19 protein-coding genes are annotated in these 16,661 nt (G+C 49.4%); 13 read left to right on the top strand and 6 right to left on the bottom strand.

Annotated elements, in window-relative coordinates; translation table 11 throughout:
• Nucleotides 1-25: 25 nt before the first annotated feature.
• The 8 genes from rpmB (at nucleotide 26) to MJ611_RS04380 (ending at nucleotide 5,804) form a co-directional block, all read left to right on the top strand.
• Complete coding sequence (rpmB, locus tag MJ611_RS04415; RefSeq protein ID WP_250428300.1) at nucleotides 26-265, top strand: 50S ribosomal protein L28; 240 nt, start codon at nucleotides 26-28, stop codon at nucleotides 263-265.
• A complete protein-coding gene (locus tag MJ611_RS04410) occupies nucleotides 265-1,881 on the top strand; it encodes an aminopeptidase P family protein (protein ID WP_250428299.1) in 1,617 nt (538 codons plus the stop codon). The genes rpmB and MJ611_RS04410 overlap by 1 nt, the downstream gene beginning before the upstream one ends.
• 131 nt (nucleotides 1,882-2,012) lie before the next feature.
• Nucleotides 2,013-2,201: a 50S ribosomal protein L33 gene (gene rpmG, locus MJ611_RS04405; protein ID WP_250428298.1), complete on the top strand. Its 189-nt coding sequence runs from the start codon at nucleotides 2,013-2,015 to the stop codon at nucleotides 2,199-2,201.
• A 2-nt stretch (nucleotides 2,202-2,203) separates the two neighbouring features.
• Nucleotides 2,204-2,359, top strand: a complete 156-nt coding sequence (locus MJ611_RS04400) for a DUF4295 domain-containing protein (protein ID WP_250428297.1) — start codon at nucleotides 2,204-2,206, stop codon at nucleotides 2,357-2,359.
• A gap of 114 nt (nucleotides 2,360-2,473) precedes the next feature.
• On the top strand, nucleotides 2,474-3,433 hold the full coding sequence (gene ftsY, locus MJ611_RS04395; RefSeq protein ID WP_250428296.1) for a signal recognition particle-docking protein FtsY: 960 nt from the start codon (nucleotides 2,474-2,476) through the stop codon (nucleotides 3,431-3,433).
• Between the two features lie 19 nt (nucleotides 3,434-3,452).
• Nucleotides 3,453-3,965 carry a carboxypeptidase-like regulatory domain-containing protein gene (locus tag MJ611_RS04390; protein WP_250428295.1) on the top strand — a complete coding sequence of 171 codons (513 nt, stop codon included), beginning with the start codon at nucleotides 3,453-3,455 and terminating at the stop codon, nucleotides 3,963-3,965.
• Nucleotides 3,966-3,968: 3 nt separating this feature from the next.
• Nucleotides 3,969-5,282: a 30S ribosomal protein S12 methylthiotransferase RimO gene (gene rimO, locus MJ611_RS04385; protein WP_250428294.1), complete on the top strand. Its 1,314-nt coding sequence runs from the start codon at nucleotides 3,969-3,971 to the stop codon at nucleotides 5,280-5,282.
• A gap of 207 nt (nucleotides 5,283-5,489) precedes the next feature.
• Entirely contained in the window at nucleotides 5,490-5,804 is a 315-nt protein-coding gene (locus MJ611_RS04380; protein WP_250428293.1) for an endonuclease domain-containing protein, read from the top strand.
• 39 nt (nucleotides 5,805-5,843) lie between these two features.
• Here the strand turns inward: MJ611_RS04380 and MJ611_RS04375 are convergent, their stop codons facing one another.
• On the bottom strand, nucleotides 5,844-6,224 hold the full coding sequence (locus MJ611_RS04375; protein WP_250428292.1) for a PH domain-containing protein: 381 nt from the start codon (nucleotides 6,222-6,224) through the stop codon (nucleotides 5,844-5,846).
• A 299-nt stretch (nucleotides 6,225-6,523) separates the two neighbouring features.
• On the opposite strand from MJ611_RS04375, the gene bshC reads away from it, so the two are divergent.
• Nucleotides 6,524-8,101, top strand: a complete 1,578-nt coding sequence (gene bshC / locus MJ611_RS04370) for a bacillithiol biosynthesis cysteine-adding enzyme BshC (protein ID WP_250428291.1) — start codon at nucleotides 6,524-6,526, stop codon at nucleotides 8,099-8,101.
• The gene (locus MJ611_RS04365) at nucleotides 8,101-8,685 is read left to right on the top strand and encodes a 5-formyltetrahydrofolate cyclo-ligase (protein WP_250428290.1); all 585 of its coding nucleotides are present in this window, start codon (nucleotides 8,101-8,103) and stop codon (nucleotides 8,683-8,685) included. Before bshC ends, MJ611_RS04365 begins: the two co-directional genes overlap by 1 nt.
• 6 nt (nucleotides 8,686-8,691) lie before the next feature.
• Here MJ611_RS04365 and MJ611_RS04360 read toward each other — a convergent pair whose 3' ends face one another.
• The 3 genes from MJ611_RS04360 to mnmD form a co-directional block, all read right to left on the bottom strand.
• Entirely contained in the window at nucleotides 8,692-9,825 is a 1,134-nt protein-coding gene (locus MJ611_RS04360) for a DUF748 domain-containing protein (RefSeq protein ID WP_377496122.1), read from the bottom strand.
• 215 nt (nucleotides 9,826-10,040) lie between these two features.
• Entirely contained in the window at nucleotides 10,041-10,349 is a 309-nt protein-coding gene (locus MJ611_RS04355) for a hypothetical protein (RefSeq protein ID WP_250428288.1), read from the bottom strand.
• Between the two features lie 224 nt (nucleotides 10,350-10,573).
• Nucleotides 10,574-11,251: a tRNA (5-methylaminomethyl-2-thiouridine)(34)-methyltransferase MnmD gene (gene mnmD / locus MJ611_RS04350; protein ID WP_250428287.1), complete on the bottom strand. Its 678-nt coding sequence runs from the start codon at nucleotides 11,249-11,251 to the stop codon at nucleotides 10,574-10,576.
• Between the two features lie 150 nt (nucleotides 11,252-11,401).
• On the opposite strand from mnmD, the gene MJ611_RS04345 reads away from it, so the two are divergent.
• Both MJ611_RS04345 and rlmN read left to right on the top strand, forming a co-directional pair.
• Nucleotides 11,402-11,830 carry an acyl-CoA thioesterase gene (locus MJ611_RS04345; RefSeq protein ID WP_250428286.1) on the top strand — a complete coding sequence of 143 codons (429 nt, stop codon included), beginning with the start codon at nucleotides 11,402-11,404 and terminating at the stop codon, nucleotides 11,828-11,830.
• Nucleotides 11,831-11,851: 21 nt separating this feature from the next.
• Nucleotides 11,852-12,925, top strand: coding sequence for a 23S rRNA (adenine(2503)-C(2))-methyltransferase RlmN (gene rlmN / locus MJ611_RS04340; protein WP_250428285.1), 1,074 nt, complete (start codon nucleotides 11,852-11,854; stop codon nucleotides 12,923-12,925).
• A 233-nt stretch (nucleotides 12,926-13,158) separates the two neighbouring features.
• Here the strand turns inward: rlmN and MJ611_RS04335 are convergent, their stop codons facing one another.
• Nucleotides 13,159-14,124: a YihY/virulence factor BrkB family protein gene (locus MJ611_RS04335; protein ID WP_250428284.1), complete on the bottom strand. Its 966-nt coding sequence runs from the start codon at nucleotides 14,122-14,124 to the stop codon at nucleotides 13,159-13,161.
• A gap of 150 nt (nucleotides 14,125-14,274) precedes the next feature.
• Between MJ611_RS04335 and MJ611_RS04330 the strand changes: the two genes are divergently transcribed.
• Nucleotides 14,275-15,039 carry a DUF6503 family protein gene (locus MJ611_RS04330; protein WP_250428283.1) on the top strand — a complete coding sequence of 255 codons (765 nt, stop codon included), beginning with the start codon at nucleotides 14,275-14,277 and terminating at the stop codon, nucleotides 15,037-15,039.
• Between the two features lie 124 nt (nucleotides 15,040-15,163).
• On the opposite strand, the gene MJ611_RS04325 is transcribed toward MJ611_RS04330, so the two are convergent.
• Nucleotides 15,164-16,615: a DUF4403 family protein gene (locus MJ611_RS04325; protein ID WP_250428282.1), complete on the bottom strand. Its 1,452-nt coding sequence runs from the start codon at nucleotides 16,613-16,615 to the stop codon at nucleotides 15,164-15,166.
• Nucleotides 16,616-16,661: the final 46 nt, after the last annotated feature.

Raw genomic sequence — 16,661 nt, 5'->3', positions numbered from 1 at the left:
GAAATAATTTAGAAGAAAATACAAGATGGCACGAGTTTGCGATTTAACAGGAAAAAGACCACGCGTAGGTAACAACGTATCTCACGCTAACAATAAGACGAAGCGTAAGTTCTATCCAAACCTTCAGAAGAAGCGTTTTTACATCCCGGAGGAAGATGCTTGGGTAACACTTAAAGTTTCTACTTCAGCTATCAGAACTATCAGCAAGAACGGTATTTCTGCAGTGTTGAAGAAAGCAGTAGAGCAAGGCTACATCCTGTACTAATGGCCGCCTTCCGGCTGTGCGTACTGCTGGTATGGGCCACGCTTGTGATAGCCCCTGCCCAGGCTCGCACCAACCCGGACAAGCCATCTGATACTTTAGATAAAAAATTTCATCAGCAACGGAGAGAGCAGCTGCGCAAGCAGTTACCGCCTCGCTCCGTTGCTGCTTTTTTTGCTAACCCTGTACGGAACCGGGCCAATGATGTGGATTATTATTTCCACCAGGACCCGAACTTCTACTATCTGACCGGCTACAAAGAGCCGAACGCCGTGCTGCTGCTCTTTTCAGAACCGCAGCAAATTGGCGGCAAGCAAACCAGCGAGGTGTTGTTCGTTCAGCCGAACGATCCGAAACACGAGCTCTGGAACGGCAAACGCCTCGGAGTAGAAGGCGCCGCCAAAGCGCTGGATATAGTTACACTGCCCAACACTGGTTTTGCCTCTTTCCCGATCGATACGGCCAAGCTACAGTTTATCTTCATAAACGAGCTTCCGCACGATGTGCGTGACGACGCCTCTGACCAGGCGGACCTGTACAGTTTGCTGCAGCAGTTTAAGACCAAAGTCGGATTGGCTGATTCGTTCAATGCTACGCGCGGTATGCTGCATGCGGTAACCCGGGCACAGGGCATGGCGCAGCCTAAAGAAGTAAAGGCCTACCTGCAGGATGCACTGCAGCAGGAGCCTGCGTTGCGCAACGACAAGTATTTAAAAGCATACCTGGAGGCGACAGACGCACGTTCCCGAACCAAAGCCGTGGCTGCCATTCCGCTTCCTAAAATAGATACCTACTCGCTGGGAACGCTGCTGGGCGAAATGCGGGAAGAGAAAACAGAAGAAGAACTGGCGCTGCTGCGAAAGGCTGTAACGATATCTGCGCAAGGGCAGATCGAAGTGATGAAAGTCATGCATCCGGGCATGTCCGAGATGGAAGTGCAGGGTGTGCATGAGTTTGTGCACAAGAAGTATGGCGCGCAGCATGTCGGGTATCCATCTATAGTTGGGGCCGGTAACAACGGTTGTGTGCTGCATTACATCGACAGTTCTAAACCTAAGCTCGGAAATGAGCTGGTGCTGATGGATGTAGGGGCTGAGTACGGAGGCTATACGGCAGACGTAACACGCACCATACCGGCCAACGGAAAATTCACCCCGGAGCAGAAAGCTATTTACGAGCTTGTACTAAAGGCCCAGGAAGCAGGCTTTAAGCAGTGCAGGGTGGGTAATTCTTTCCAGGCGCCCGGCAAAGCGGCACAGGAGGTAATAGCAGAAGGCTTGCAAAAGCTTGGGATCATTAAAGACAAAGCATCAGTGCGCCAATACTTTCCGCACGGTACGTCGCACTACCTCGGGTTGGATGTGCACGATGCAGGAACCTACGGCGCTTTCCGGCCTAATACGGTGATAACCGTGGAGCCGGGGATTTACATACCGGAGGGCAGCCCTTGTGATAAGAAATGGTGGGGTATAGGCGTTCGTATCGAGGATGATATCCTGATCACGGAGAAGGGTTGGGAAAACCTATCGAATCTGGCACCACGCACGGTTACCGAAATTGAGAAGGTAATGGCACAGCCAAGCGCACTGGAAGATTTCACGCTGCCGAAACTGGATTAAGCATTTTGCTGTTCAGTAAAAAACGCTCTCACGGGCCTGAAAAAGTACTTCGCAAGAAAATTTATACTTTGTTTGTAATTAGAGATTTAAGCAATTATATTTGCAGTCCTAAATAAAAAATTACTGTTGAGATGGCTAAAAAAGCAAAAGGTAATAGAATCCAGGTAATTATGGAGTGCACAGAGCATAAGAACTCTGGCATGCCTGGTACTTCAAGGTACATCACTACCAAAAACAGAAAGAACACTCCTGAGCGTATCGAGCTTAAGAAGTATAACCCTGTGTTGAAAAAAGTTACTGTACATAAAGAAATTAAATAACCATGGCTAAGAAGGTAGTTGCGACCCTTAAGACCTCTACAGGTAAAGATTGGGCAAAAGTGATCAAAGCCGTTAAGTCTCCAAAAACTGGTGCTTACAGCTTTAAAGAAGAAATGGTGCCTGTTGACAAAGTACAGGAAGTACTTGCTAGAAAATAATACAGCCTACTCTACTTTTTATAGATAGATTACACGAAGAAGTCCCATTTGCTGGGACTTTTTTAGTATATTACCGTATCACCGCCATAGCTTTCACCCTACATAATTCTTGCAATGGGCATTTTTGACTTTTTCAGTAAAGAAAAGAAACAGGAATCGCTGGATAAGGGGCTGGAGAAAACAAAAACCAGCTTTTTTGGCCAGCTGAACAAGGCCGTTATGGGTAAATCCACGGTAGATGTGGAGGTGCTCGACGAACTGGAAGAAATCCTGGTGCATGCAGATGTGGGGGTGGAAACAACCGTAAAGATCATCGACCGCATCGAAAAGCGTGTGGCCCGCGACAAGTATGTGAATACGTCGGAGCTGGACCGCATTCTGCGTGAGGAAATTGCGGCTTTGCTGGAAGAGAACCGTGCCGGAGACGGCGCCAACTTCGACCTGCCGGCCAATACAAAGCCTTACGTGATCATGGTGGTTGGTGTGAACGGCGTTGGCAAAACCACTACCATTGGTAAACTGGCTGCTCAGTTCCACAAGGCCGGAAAGAAAGTAGTACTGGGTGCTGCCGATACCTTCCGTGCGGCTGCTGTGGATCAGCTCATCATCTGGGGCGACCGCGTAGGCGTGCCGGTGATCTCGCATGGCATGAACACGGACCCTGCCTCGGTAGCGTATGACGCTGTGAAGAAAGGTGTAGAGATGGACGCCGATGTGGTGATTATTGATACTGCCGGCCGACTGCATAACAAGGTGGGTCTGATGAACGAGCTGGCTAAGATTAAACGTGTGATGGAGAAAGTGATTCCGGTTGCTCCGCATGAGGTACTGCTGGTACTGGACGGTAGCACCGGACAGAATGCTCTTATCCAGGCACGTGAGTTTACCAAGGCTACCGATGTTACGGCGCTTGCTATTACCAAATTGGACGGCACGGCCAAAGGTGGTGTGGTGATCGGTATTTCTGACGAATTCAAAATTCCGGTGAAGTATATCGGCGTAGGCGAGAAAATTGAAGACCTGCAGCTGTTCGATAAGCAGCAGTTTGTAGAGTCGTTCTTCTCGCGTAAATAAGTTCTTTTACCCTGCTTTTATGGAAAAGCTGCTGTTCATTAGCCTGTCGCTGCTTCTGACGTTTTGCAACGGTACAAGTAAGTCGCCGCAGCAAAGTATGGAGTCGCCACAGGAGCAGGACCTGAAGGCGCAAGGCACTCAGCAAATGAAAGTAAAGCAGGGAATACAGGGGCGTGTACTATGGGAGTCCGGCAACCGGATGCCCTCGCCAGATGCGCCACAAACCAGTGGAAAACGTGGTGTAGCGCGCACCCTCTACATCTACGAACTAACCAACGGCACACAAGCCACTACACAAGAAGGTGTTTTTCACACCAACATTCAAACTAAATTAGTCACTCAGGTTGTTACAGATGCTAACGGTAACTTTGCAGTTAGCCTGAAGCCCGGCAAGTATAGCCTTTTCACGAAAGAAGAGAAGGGGCTGTATGCGAACCTCTTCGACGGAGAAAACAACGTTTTTCCGGTGGAGGTGAAGGAAGGGCAGGTGACAACGGTGGAGTTTCTGATCAACTACAACGCAAGTTATTAATACGTGAAGGTAAGAACATTAAAGAAGGACAAGGTAAACGTAATCACGCTGGGCTGCTCTAAAAACCTGGTGGATTCCGAAGTGCTGATGGGCCAATTGCGTGCCAACGAATTTGATGTGGCACACGAGTCTGATAAAGACGATTCCAACATCATCATCATTAATACCTGCGGCTTTATCGACAATGCCAAGCAGGAGTCGATTGATACCATACTTCGCTATGCCGAAGCAAAAGAGGCCGGCAGCATCGATAAATTATATGTGACAGGTTGCCTTTCGCAGCGCTACAAAGATTCACTGGAGGTAGAGATACCGCAAGTAGACGCTTACTTTGGTACACTGGAAATGCCGCAGCTCCTCAAAAAGCTGGAAGCGGATTACAAGCACGAGCTGATCGGCGAGCGCCTGATCACGACGCCTTCGCATTTTGCCTACTTTAAAATTGCAGAAGGCTGTAACCGCCCTTGCTCTTTCTGTGCTATTCCACTCATGCGCGGCAAGCACGTGGATCGTCCAATCGAGGACCTGGTGAAGGAAGCAAAGCGCCTGGCAAGTATGGGTACAAAAGAGCTTATCCTTATTGCACAGGATCTTACTTATTATGGCTTGCAGCACTACGGCGAGCGTAAGCTGGCTGATCTTTTAAGAAACCTTTCGGATGTAAATGGCATCGAATGGATTCGCATGCAGTATGCGTACCCGTCGCAGTTCCCGATGGAGGTGTTTGACGTGATGAATGAGCGCGAGAACATCTGCAAGTACCTGGACATGCCGTTGCAGCACGTTTCCGATAACATGCTCAAGACCATGCGCCGCGGCATCAGCAAGCGCCGTACCATTGAACTGGTAGATCAGATCCGTCAGCGCGTGCCGGACATAGCTTTGCGTACTACGCTGATTGCCGGTCACCCGGGCGAAACAGATCAGGATTTCCAGGAGCTGTACGATTGGGTAGAAGAGACCCGCTTCGACCGCTTGGGTATCTTCACCTACTCGCACGAAGAAAATACGCACGCCTTCACTCTGGAGGATAACGTGCCGGATGAAGTGAAGCAGGAGCGTGCTGATGCTATCATGGAGCTTCAGCAGGGTATCTCAGTGGAGCTGAACGAGGAGAAAGTTGGCAAGACGTATAAAGTGCTTTTTGATCGCAAAGAAAGCGGCTACTTTGTGGGCCGTACCCAGTACGACTCACCGGAGGTAGACAACGAAGTGCTAGTGTCAGCCGACAACCAGTACGTACGTCTCGGTGATTTTGCTAATGTAAAGATCACAGACTCGTCTGACTTCGACCTGTATGGGGAAGTGGTTGTTTAAGACATTAGATTATACAGATAAGCCCTGCAAGTATAACTTGCAGGGCTTTTGTTTTACCTCCCCCTAGCCCCCTCCTAAAAACAGGAGGGGGTATTTTTGTGTGTTTGGAACAGGTTGATAGCGGAGTAATGTTAGCCGGCAAAGTATAAATGCATGAGGAGAGATCAGCTACACAGTCTACCAGCTTTGAGGCAGGAACGCTCAATTTTGAGAAAGAACATGACTCCTGCTGAGGAAGAGTTATGGAGATTGCTGCGCAAGCACAAGCTAGGAGGTCGTAAATTCAGGAGGCAGCACAGTATTGGCAACTATATTGTTGACTTCTATTGCGCCTCTGAAAAGCTCGTGTTGGAGGTAGATGGCTCAGTGCATGATACTGCAGAAGCCATAGCAAATGATGAAGTGCGCGACGAAACGCTGGAGCACATGGGCTACAAAGTTCTCCGTGTCAGAAACAGCGAGGTTTTTGAACAACCGGAACTGGTGCTACTAAGTATAGCAGCCTTATTCAATAATAGCTGAATAACCTCCTCCTGTTTTTAGGAGGGGGTTAGGAGGAGGTCATTTCAGCACATATTTGCTCAGCACCAGGTAGGCATCGTTGATGTTGTTGCCTCTCCCGAAATGCTGTTTTATCGTTGGCTCAGACTCGCCGGTCAGCCATATCTTGAGCTCGGCGTCCAGGTCCAGCATGCCGGCGCTTTCTTTGGAAAACATTTTGATGCTGGAGTATGGAATGCTCTGGTAATCGGTTTTAGAGCCGGTAATGCCCTGCTTGTTTACAAGTATGAGCCGCTTGTTCGTGAACACGAGCATATCGCGTATCAGTCGGAAGGCTTTTTCCAGCCGCTCGTCTCCGAGCAGGATCGGTTGAAATTCGCTTGCAATTTTTTCCAGGGACACCTCCGAAGCGTGCCCCATAATGCCATTTAGTATTCCCATAGTTTTCTGTTAGTTCAAGAGTTTGCCGGTACGAGCATAAACGTAAGAAACAGATAGAAGTAACTTAAGTATAAACATATTCGGCAGCTTTAACACTCACCTCAGGTAAACTTACCAGCCGCTGTGAGCGTGGCCTAGCTTGCTGCTTATCCTTTGTCTGCTGCTTTCTATCGGATCATCTGCAAATCAAAAAATAAAACCCGTACTTTGTGGCGTGGCCGGCAAAGTATAAGGCGGCTGCAACTCAAATCACGAAAAGCTGTTTAAAAGGCTAACGTACATCTTCAAACGCACTGCAGATGGAAGTAACAACCATGAAGATCACCAAGATGGATTACGCCGCCACCGGCGCCTTCTCCCAGACTATAACCGACTACCTTTGTTGCAGCGAAAAGCTTCGACCGTTCTATAACCACTTCCCGACTGTAGAGGCGTTCGAGGCCCAGCTGAAAGAGAAAAGCTTCAGCCAGGAACAACGCCAGACACTGCACAAAGCACTACAGGAGCAATATACTTCTCTGACCGGCATTAACCCGAAAGTGCAGCACAACCTGGACCTGCTGCTACAGCCAAATACCTATACTATCACGACTGGCCACCAGCTTAACATCTTCACCGGCCCGCTATACTTTGTGTATAAGATCATCACCGCTATCAACACCTGCAAGCAACTGCAGGAGCGATACCCGAATTACAATTTTGTGCCGGTATACTGGATGGCAACCGAAGACCACGATTTTGCCGAGATCAACCACTTCAACCTGTTCGGGAAAAAGTATACCTGGGAGACAAAGCAAACCGGTGCCGTAGGCCGCTTTTCTACAACTGGCCTGGAGCGTGTTTTGGAGGAGATGCCCGAGCAATACCCGGTTTTTGCAGAAGCCTACCGCAACAGCAAAACCTTAGCCGATGCCACCCACGCCATTACGCACGCACTGTTTGGCGAGTTTGGTCTGGTAAGTATAGACGGCGACCACGAGGAACTGAAAAAGGCGCTGACACCTGTTGTACAAAAAGAGCTGACCGAGCACCTGTCGCACAAGCTGGTATCGGAGACAAGTGCGCAGCTGGAGGAACTGGGTTATAAGCCGCAGGTATATTCGCGCGAGATAAACCTGTTTTACCTGAACGATGGCGTGCGCGAGCGCATTGTAGAGGAAGACGACAGGTTTAAAGTGCTGAATACAGACATCAGCTTTAGCAAAGAAGAAGTGCTGCAACTGGCTAAGGAGCATCCGGAGCAATTTAGCCCGAATGTTATACTTCGCCCGCTGTACGAAGAGCTTATACTTCCGAACCTGGCTTACATTGGCGGCGGGGCAGAAGTTGTGTACTGGTTCCAGCTAAAGGAATTGTTTGAAGCATATCAGGTGGCGTTTCCGGTGCTGATGCTGCGCAACTCGGCGCTGTACATTACCCGTGGCAACGCCAGCCGCATGCACAAACTGGGCCTAAAGCCGGAAGAGCTGTTCCAGCCTTACCTTGACCTGAAAAAGTACCTCTCTGGCCAACTACATGAAGAAGAAATAAGCCTGGAGGCTCAGCGTCAGAGTATAGCCGCTGCTTTTGCTGAGGTTGAAAAGCTGGCTGAAAGTATAGATCCGACACTGGTAAAAGCCGTAGGTGCCGAGTCGCAGAAGGCGGTAAATGCCCTGCAGATGCTGGAGAAAAAAATATCCAAAGCACGCGACAACAAGCACGAGCAAACGTTTAAACAACTGGAAAACCTGAAGGAAAAGCTGTTCCCGGGAAGCAGCCTGCAGGAGCGGCAGGACAACCTGCTTACCTATAAGTCCAACAACCCAGATTTTATACCTGCGCTGGTTGAGGCCTTTGATCCGTTTGACCTGAAATTTACCATACTGGAAGAAGAATAATGCGAAAGGCGGAACTACGGAAAACGATGCTGCAGCGGCGGCGGGCGCTGTCTCCTGAAGAAGTGCAGCAGCGAAGCGAGCACATTGCAGAACTGTTTTTCGACTATTTTCCGCTTAAGCCTGGGCAGACGGTGCATGTGTTCCTGCCCATTGTAAAGAACAACGAGGTAAACACCTGGCCCATTATCGAGCGGATCCGGCTGGAGCACCCCGAAGTACGAGTGGCAGTGCCTGTAACAGATGCAGCGCAGAACGTGCTCACGCACCACCACCTGACCGACGAGGCCGTACTGATTGAAAACCCCTGGGGAATACCGGAACCGCAGGACGCCCATGTTATACTTGCTCCGGAGGTAGATATTGTACTGATTCCGTTGCTTGCTTTCGATAAGAGCGGTCACCGTGTCGGCTATGGCAAAGGCTTCTACGACCGCTTCCTTGCAGACTGCCGCCCGGATGTGCTGAAGATCGGTTTATCGCTGGAGCCACCCGTGGAAAGTATAGCCGATCCCAATCCGTTTGATGTGCCGCTGGATGCCGTGGTAATGCCAGAAGAAGTGTGGCGAAGAAATGACAACGTATAGGTAGAGCTAATCCTTCTTCCTGTCGTCCTTGTTCTTTTTATCCTGCTTATCTTTTTTGTCCTCTTCCTTTTCCTTTTCCTTATTGCCACCGCCTGCTTCATTCTCTATCCCTTTGTTAAAGGCCTTGATAAATGCATGGCGTAGTATGTGCAGGAACGTTTTCCAGGAGTTTGTTTTGGGATCGTTTATACTTCCGGTTATAGGTACCTGGGTCGCAATTTGGTCTCTTTTTTGGTTTTCTGCTGCCTCTGCAACCAAGCCAATTACTGCTTCTTTTGCGGCATGCAGGATGCCGTCTTCTTTCTTATCCTTTTCCCAGTCAAGAATCTTTAGTTCTTCAAAGAATGGTTTCATGTAGCCGTCCAGTTGGCCATCCGTTACTTTAACTTCGCTGTACATGTCCAGGCGGCCTCTTTCCACGTCAAACTTGCCATAGGCTTTGATAATATCATTCAGGCTCGTCAGGTTTACCTGTGTCAGCTGCATTTTTATGTCCATGTCGGGGATCTTCTTCAGAAAGTTGCCTTTCATATCTGCCTTTAACTTTCCGCCACCTACCGATCTGCCTGTAATTGTTACAGGGGAAGGGAGCGCCTGCCTCTCATTCTCAACATTAGCAAGGTTCAGGGCTAACAGATGCATGTCTTCTATATGCAGGTTAACATCCGGTTTGGCGCCGAAGTCGAGGTAGGCCAGGTAGCCATTGTTTACCACAAAACGGTTGATGGTGATGGGCATCAGGTCCTTTAGTACTCTGGTCCAGTCTTCCTGGGAAGTTTGTTGGATGGCCTCTTTTGTAGCAGGGGCTGCCACAATATTCATTCGCGGAGCTTCCATTTCTACTTCCCCTACCAGTTTGCCTTTGAAAAGCGATTTCCATTCAACAGAAAGGTCGGTGCGGGGAATCTTCAGGAAAGGATAGGTAGGGTTTCCTTTTTCTTCTATCAGCACCAACCCTTTGATGGTATAAGCTCCCCTGTAAAGGTGAATGTCTATATCATCTACGTGGCCATTGTAGCCTGGCAGCTCGTTCAGCGTCTTGTTAACGTAGCGCTTCACAATATACGGTAGTGCTATCCTGAACCCTATGAGCAGGATAACAAGAACCGCTGCTATGATATAAGCTTTTCTGCGAAACATAGACCGCTGAGCGAGGTAAGTTCAGGAAAGTATGACCCAAGTCTGTTTTTCGATATCTAATAGAAACCTGAGCATTGCTGCTATTACTAATAAAACGAAGCCACAGGGCATGAAGTTAGCGGCTTGGCTGAGGAGCTTATACCTGCGTACAGGCACAAAAAAATAGCCCCTCCGGCACAGGCTGGAGGGGCTATTTTTATACTTTTAGTAAAAGTTTATTTCTTTTTCTTACCTGCGTTCAGGCTTTTCAGATGTTGTACCGGACCGAACTCGGCCTGCTCTACGGTTTTGTTCAGCACGTAAATCCTTCTCAGCTGCACTTCTACAGGGGCCATAGTTTTAGTGAAATCAGAAGAGATCACCTTGGTGTAGAATTCTCTTGCTGCGGCGGCAGCGCCCTTGTCAAACTTGTGTCTTGAAAGGTTTTTGTTTACCGGCATTCCCGGGATGATCTGGTAATTGGTGCAAACCACTTCGTACGATGGCAGGAAGGGTGTGATAACTTTTTTAAGTATGCGTTTCATTTATCTAGTAATTGTATCCAGTATTCAGTGCAAACTCAAAATAGCTACTTTATACTATATATAGCAAATCCTATTTATAAAATTTTTAAGTGTGAGGCATGAGCTTGCTGCTTCGGAGTTGGCCTTAATACACGGTAACAGGCATTGGTCCAGCAGCCGGCAGGCTGTGTAGCAAAATCAGGAAAGAATACTGAAGTATAAAAGTATAGAAGAGCTAAAAGAAGCTATACCACAGGTTTTACCCCTCTGGTCATTTCGCGCTTGCCCGGAGGGCCTGGCAGCGCTTCCACTTCGAAACCGGCAGCTTTGAGGCTGCGCTTGAAGCTGCCTTTGGCGCAGTACGTCACCAGCACACCACCCGGGCGCACTGCCTTGTACAGCTTGGCAAACACTTCATCGGCCCATAGTTCGGGCTGCTTTTCCGGAGCAAAAGCATCAAAGTATACAATGTCGTAGTAGGAGTGCGGCGGCACGAATTCCTCCAGCGTTTCATGTATTTTCTGCAGCGTAAAGTATGGAATGATGTTAACCGGTTCGTTCCAGGGTGCTTTGTGCAGCTGGTGGAAGTAATCCAACAGTTCAGGGTTAAGGATGAATTTTTCGAAATGCAGCTGCTCCACCACGTCCTGCGTCAGCGGGTATTTCTCCAGCGAGTCGTATTGTATGAAGGCTTTCTGGGCCAGGGCGAACGGAAAAGTAAGTATGGCATTAAGGCCGGTGCCGAAACCAACTTCCAGTATCTTGATGTCCTTTTTTGAGCTCAGCACATGTTCCAGCCCGTGTTTTACGAACACATGCTGCGACTCCTGCAGAGCCCCATGCACCGAGTGGTAGTGCTCGTTCAGTTCGGGCACATACAAGGTGTTGGAACCGTCTTTCGTTTGCCTGATTTCGAGATGCATCTTTTTTACTGTTACTTTACAAATGTACGCATAGCAAACGGCTGCCTGCAATACAAATCCTTCAGATTTTAGAATAATAAGGCAATTTAAGCCGAAAATCGACGCAACAGGAGCCTCATAGTAGCAATTGAGAGAACTAAGTCAGAGAAGATGGCAAGAATAAAAGTAGAGATACCCACGCACACAGTTTTTGAAGCACGCATTCCGGTACGCATCACCGACCTGAACTATGGCAACCACCTGGGCAACGATGCGTTGCTCTCCATCCTGCACGAAGCACGCATGCAGTTGCTGGGCCACTTTGGCTGGAGCGAGTTAAGTATAGGTGGCGCAGGTATGATCATGGCCGATGTGGCAATCGAATACAAAGGCGAAGGCTTTTACGGCGATACCTTAAGTATAAAACTGGCTTTTAACGATATCAGCAAGTATGGCTTCGATATTACGTACCACGTGCTCAACCAGCATGGCAAAGAAGTTGCCCGTGCAAAGACCGGGATGCTGTGCTTCAACTACCAGGAGCGAAAACTAATGGCGCTTCCCAACGAAGTAAAGGCTAAAATTGAAACTAAAGCCTGAGTATTTTTGTAATTTTGCAGTATGACTTTGATTGCAGATATACCTATACTTAATAAGAAAGACATCCGTAAGCTGACGCTGGACGATCTGAAAGCCTGGCTGGTGGAGCAGGGTGAGAAGCCTTTCCGTGCCAAGCAAATCTACGAGTGGCTCTGGAAGCACTCTATCCAGTCGTTTGCGGAGATGAACAACGTGAGCCTTGCCTTGCGCGAGAAGCTGGAACAGCACTTCGCTATCAATGCGGTGCAGGTGGCTACAGAGCAGCTGAGCAAGGATGGCACCATCAAGTCTGCTTTCAGGCTCTTTGACAGCAACATTGTAGAAGGTGTGCTGATACCGCATGACGAGCGCAAAACGGCCTGCGTGAGCAGCCAGGTGGGTTGCTCGCTTACCTGTAAGTTCTGCGCGACCGGCTACATGGACCGCGTGCGCAATCTCGATGCCGCCGAGATCTACGACCAGGTGGTGCGCATTAACGAGCAAAGCATGAAACAGTACGGTGAGCCGCTTACCAACATTGTGTACATGGGCATGGGCGAGCCGATGCTCAACTATGCCAACGTGATGAAGAGCATTGAGCGCATCACCGCGCACGATGGCCTTGGTATGGCTGCCCGCCGCATTACGGTGAGTACAGCCGGCATTGCCAAAATGATCAAGAAGATGGCCGATGACGGCGTGAAAGCGAACCTGGCCTTGTCGCTGCATGCGGCAAACGACGAGAAGCGCAACCAGATCATGCCCATCAATGAGACCAACTCGCTGGAGGCCCTGAAGGATGCCCTGAAACACTACCACCAGGTAACAGGCCGCAAGGTAACCTACGAGTACATCGTGTTCCAGAACTTCAACGATACGCTGCAGGATGCCGAAGAGCTGCTACAGTTCTCAAAGATCATCCCTTGCAAGATCAACCTGATCGAGTATAACCCGATTGCAGACGCCGATTTCGTGAACACCAACGAAGAGCGCTGGCAGGATTTTATCTACTACCTGGCCGATCGTGGGGTGCAGGTAAACGTGCGCCGCAGCCGTGGCAAAGACATTGACGCCGCCTGCGGGCAGCTGGCCGTAAAAGAGAAGCAGGCTGTTTAGTTTTTGGCGTTTTGTTTCTCATGTTTCGAATTGCACGATCTAAAAGTATAAACCCCGGGTGACAGAACATCCGGGGTTCTTTTTTATAGCTGCCTTTGAGAAGCGAATTATAAATCCATAGTTAAGGTACCCTCAGGTTACAGATGCGAAGGAGCAAAGACGTGCTGATTATCGTTAACCAGCTACGGTTTTCGATTATTTCGAAACACTAAACACGAAGAACAAAACACGGTTTACGGATTCTTGTTGAAGCGGCCTTCAGACGGTGGTCTTCCGCTGGATTTATCCACCGGGTCGCTGGTTATTTCCTGCTCCCGCACAAACACGGCATGCTCTTTAGGCCGGATGCGCTGCCCTATTTTAGACGCATACTGTTGTGTAAACTCGGCTCCGTAAAACACGATAAGGGAAGAATAGTAGATCCAGACAAGTATAACAATGATAGAGCCGGCCGCGCCGTAAGCAGAACCTGGGTCGCTGGTGCCAATGTACCAGCTTATCAGGAATTTGCCGATGGTAAAAAGCATGGCTGTCACAAAAGCGCCTACCCAGGTGTCTTTCCAGCGGATGGTAGCATCGGGCAGGTACTTGTATATGAGTGCGAACAGGGCGGTGATAATGCCAACCGATATCACAAAGTCCATCAGCTTGATGAAGAAGACCCCAATGCCAGGTATGAGCTGAGACAGGAAATCACTGAGGATTGAAATAATAGCACTGATCAGCAGCGATACCAGCATCAGCAATGCAATACTCAGCACAATACCGAAAGAGAACACCCGTACTTTCAGCATCTGCATGATGCCGCTGGTTGGCTTTACTTTCAGGTTCCAGACCGTATTAAGCGACTCCTGCAGCGTGGCAAAGAACGTTGTGGCGGCAAAAAGCAAGGTGCCGATACCTATCCAGAGCGCAACGCCACCCGATCCGCTTACCTGTGCATTTTTCAAAACATCCTCGATGCCTTGCGCTGCGCCGGGGCCAATCGCTTTCGATATCTGATTCGATAACTCTCCGGACACAGCTTTCTCTCCGAAGAAAGCTCCGGCTACCTGGATTATGATGATCAGGAGGGGAGGTATGGAAAAGATAGCGTTAAACGCAAGCGCACCTGCCAAGCGGAAGGAGTTGTTGTCCATAAACTCTGATACAGTAGTTTTGAACAATGGAAGAACGTTCTTTACAGTTAAATCAGCCATAGGCAATTTTACTTGTTATGTTTCGTTACCGGGTGTAACACTGATACGGCAGCAGGTAAGTTAGGTTGATTTTGTACTTAAGACAGAAGTAGCAGCAGCAGTATGTGCCGGAATTGCGTATATTTATACCTCTCTGAAAAACAAGAACCTATGCACCTGAAAAGACTTTTGCAGCCACTCGGTTGGCTTTGCCTGTTGCCGCTACTCTTTAACATTCTTGCCTCGGAACCAGCCCATGCGCAGGCAGCTACTACAGATGCCAAAGCCAAAGCCATTGCCCAGAAAGTGCTCCGCAACATGGGCGGGCAGAAAGGCTGGGACAACACCCGTTTCCTGGCCTGGACTTTCAACGGGCAGTACCAGGTATGGGACAAGCATCAGAATAAATTTCGTTGGGAGAAAGACAGCCTGGTAGCCATCATCGATACGCAGACCAAAGAAGGGAAAGTATACGCCGATGGAAAAGAGCTTACAGGCCAGGAGGAAGTTCAAAAGTTAAAAGAGCGGGCATACGCCCTCTGGATCAACAACTCGTACTGGCTTGTGATGCCTTTTAAACTGCAGGACCCGGGCGTGCAACTGAAGTATGTAGGAGAAGAAAAAACAATGGATGGTGCCGTGGCTGACGTGCTGCAAATGACCTTCGAGAACGTAGGCCTGACGCCGCAGAACAAGTACAAACTATGGGTGGATAAAAAGCAGGGGCTGATAACGCAATGGGCTTTTTACCGCAACTTCAACGACGCCGAGCCTTCCTTTACCCGCCGATGGACCGACTATAAAACCTATGGAAGTATAAAGCTGGCTGGCAACCGCAGCAACGACAAAGGCGAGTTTCTCATCACCGATATCGCAGCCCCCGCGCAGGTGCCTGCTGCTGTGTTCAACAGCCCAAAGCCGATTCAGAAGCTTTGATTTGGGACACAGGACATAAGACTTTCTTCATTGTACCTCAAAACGTAATGAACGTGTGATAAAAAAGGGGCTGCTATACTTTAGCAGCCCCTTTTTTATCTTTTGTCCCTAATTATGTCTCATCTCAGAACTTGTCTATAGTTGCCGTCAGGTTGCCGGTGGCATTTACTACCGCCTTTATGCCGCCGGTTGTCAGGTAGATATTTTCTGGGAGAATCTCTTTGATTGTGCCACGCAGCAGTACGGATTCGTGCATGCGGTCCGGCTGGTTGAGTGTGCTTTGCAGCATTTTCCGGGCGTCTGATAGTTGTGCCTCTACCGGTATGCTCACCTGCTTCTGGATCATCTCCTTGAACTTGTCTTTGGCAAGCCAGCTGGCTGTGGTCAGCAACTTGTCTTTTGTATCCAGGTCGTAGTCTACGTTGCGCAGCTTGATGGAAGTGGTCTGGGCATCGTAGTATGGGGTTCCCCTCAGGTATACTTTGCCTACCAGCTTCTTGGTAAACAATCCGGCCTTGGTTTTTCCGTCTACGTCCAGCATGAGCACCAGTTGCTCGCCGCTTGGCGATATCGCTGCGTCTTTAACATTCAGCTGGCTTTTGCCATTGTCGAAGGTATACGTTTGGTTCGCTACCTGCGCTTTCATCAACTGGCTGGCGTGCTCGTAAGGAACATTTGCAGTCAGACCGATCTGGAAGTTGTCGGAAAGGCGGCTGTCCAGCACCAGCTTGGGCAGGTTGCGAAGCGGCTGTGGCTGTGGTTTGCCGTTCGTGCTGACGCTGATGTAAGAGGTAATGCCGATGCGGGTGCTCAGGTTTCCATTTTGTGCATAGATCGGGGCAATACGTACCTCCTGCGGCACAATGCTGAGCCAGGCATTCAGCCCATCATCGACTTTTATCGGTTCCTGTACCAGTTTCCAGGCATCGGCCACGTACTTGCGCATGTCCAGGCGGCTCTGCAGCTCCTTGTCCAACTGCCTGGCCAGGGTGCTCATCTGCTGCCGCATGGCAGGCTCCACAAAACGCGCTAGTCCGATCTTCAGCGGGCCAAGCTCTATGACAGGTTTGGTGTTGCCCCACTCAAAGTCGCCGCTCGTAATGGTGTTGATCTTGTAATCTTCCGACAGGCCAAAGCGGCTCTCGGTCTTCAGCACCATATCAAAGTTGGTATCTTCGGTTTTGTCGATGGCCGGGCAGAGCTTGCACGGGTCCCACTTCCAGCGGCCTTTGGCATACACCTGCAGTGGTATGCTGAAGTATATTTTATCCCGTTCCGCTCGTATGCTCAGGCGCCCTTTCTTGGACACGGTTACGGCCACGTTATCGCCTTCCAGATTATCGTCTTTGTACAGGATACCGTTTACCTCCTGGTTCAGCTTTTCTTCAAGGACAGCAATGGGGATAGAAACCGGGATGGAAACAGAAGAAAGCTTCGGTTGATAAGCAGGCAGCGCAGCGGCTGTGGTAGCCGGTGCCGTAGCATTCAGTTTGGCAGTGCTGGAGCAGCCCTGCCAGGTACAGGCACCAAGCAGGAAGGCAATGTAAACAATAGCAGATATGGTTTTTCTGGTCACGTTTCGGGCAGTTGATAAAAGCGGCACAAGTTACGGCTTTTCAACA

Origin of the sequence: Pontibacter ruber (assembly GCF_023630205.1) — a bacterium.
Classification (GTDB): Bacteria; Bacteroidota; Bacteroidia; order Cytophagales; family Hymenobacteraceae; genus Pontibacter; species Pontibacter ruber.
This window is presented reverse-complemented; position numbering and strand designations above follow the sequence as displayed.

Coding starts and splice junctions, on each gene's coding strand:
- MJ611_RS04330 (WP_250428283.1), top strand. CDS start 14,275: ATGCACCTGAAAAGACTTTTGCAGCCACTCGGTTGGCTTTGCCTGTTG.
- MJ611_RS04400 (WP_250428297.1), top strand. CDS start 2,204: ATGGCTAAGAAGGTAGTTGCGACCCTTAAGACCTCTACAGGTAAAGAT.
- MJ611_RS04390 (WP_250428295.1), top strand. CDS start 3,453: ATGGAAAAGCTGCTGTTCATTAGCCTGTCGCTGCTTCTGACGTTTTGC.
- MJ611_RS04345 (WP_250428286.1), top strand. CDS start 11,402: ATGGCAAGAATAAAAGTAGAGATACCCACGCACACAGTTTTTGAAGCA.
- ftsY (WP_250428296.1), top strand. CDS start 2,474: ATGGGCATTTTTGACTTTTTCAGTAAAGAAAAGAAACAGGAATCGCTG.
- MJ611_RS04365 (WP_250428290.1), top strand. CDS start 8,101: ATGCGAAAGGCGGAACTACGGAAAACGATGCTGCAGCGGCGGCGGGCG.
- MJ611_RS04410 (WP_250428299.1), top strand. CDS start 265: ATGGCCGCCTTCCGGCTGTGCGTACTGCTGGTATGGGCCACGCTTGTG.
- mnmD (WP_250428287.1), bottom strand. CDS start 11,251: ATGCATCTCGAAATCAGGCAAACGAAAGACGGTTCCAACACCTTGTAT.
- rpmG (WP_250428298.1), top strand. CDS start 2,013: ATGGCTAAAAAAGCAAAAGGTAATAGAATCCAGGTAATTATGGAGTGC.
- MJ611_RS04335 (WP_250428284.1), bottom strand. CDS start 14,124: ATGGCTGATTTAACTGTAAAGAACGTTCTTCCATTGTTCAAAACTACT.
- bshC (WP_250428291.1), top strand. CDS start 6,524: ATGGAAGTAACAACCATGAAGATCACCAAGATGGATTACGCCGCCACC.
- rpmB (WP_250428300.1), top strand. CDS start 26: ATGGCACGAGTTTGCGATTTAACAGGAAAAAGACCACGCGTAGGTAAC.
- MJ611_RS04355 (WP_250428288.1), bottom strand. CDS start 10,349: ATGAAACGCATACTTAAAAAAGTTATCACACCCTTCCTGCCATCGTAC.
- MJ611_RS04375 (WP_250428292.1), bottom strand. CDS start 6,224: ATGGGAATACTAAATGGCATTATGGGGCACGCTTCGGAGGTGTCCCTG.
- rlmN (WP_250428285.1), top strand. CDS start 11,852: ATGACTTTGATTGCAGATATACCTATACTTAATAAGAAAGACATCCGT.
- MJ611_RS04360 (WP_377496122.1), bottom strand. CDS start 9,825: ATGTTTCGCAGAAAAGCTTATATCATAGCAGCGGTTCTTGTTATCCTG.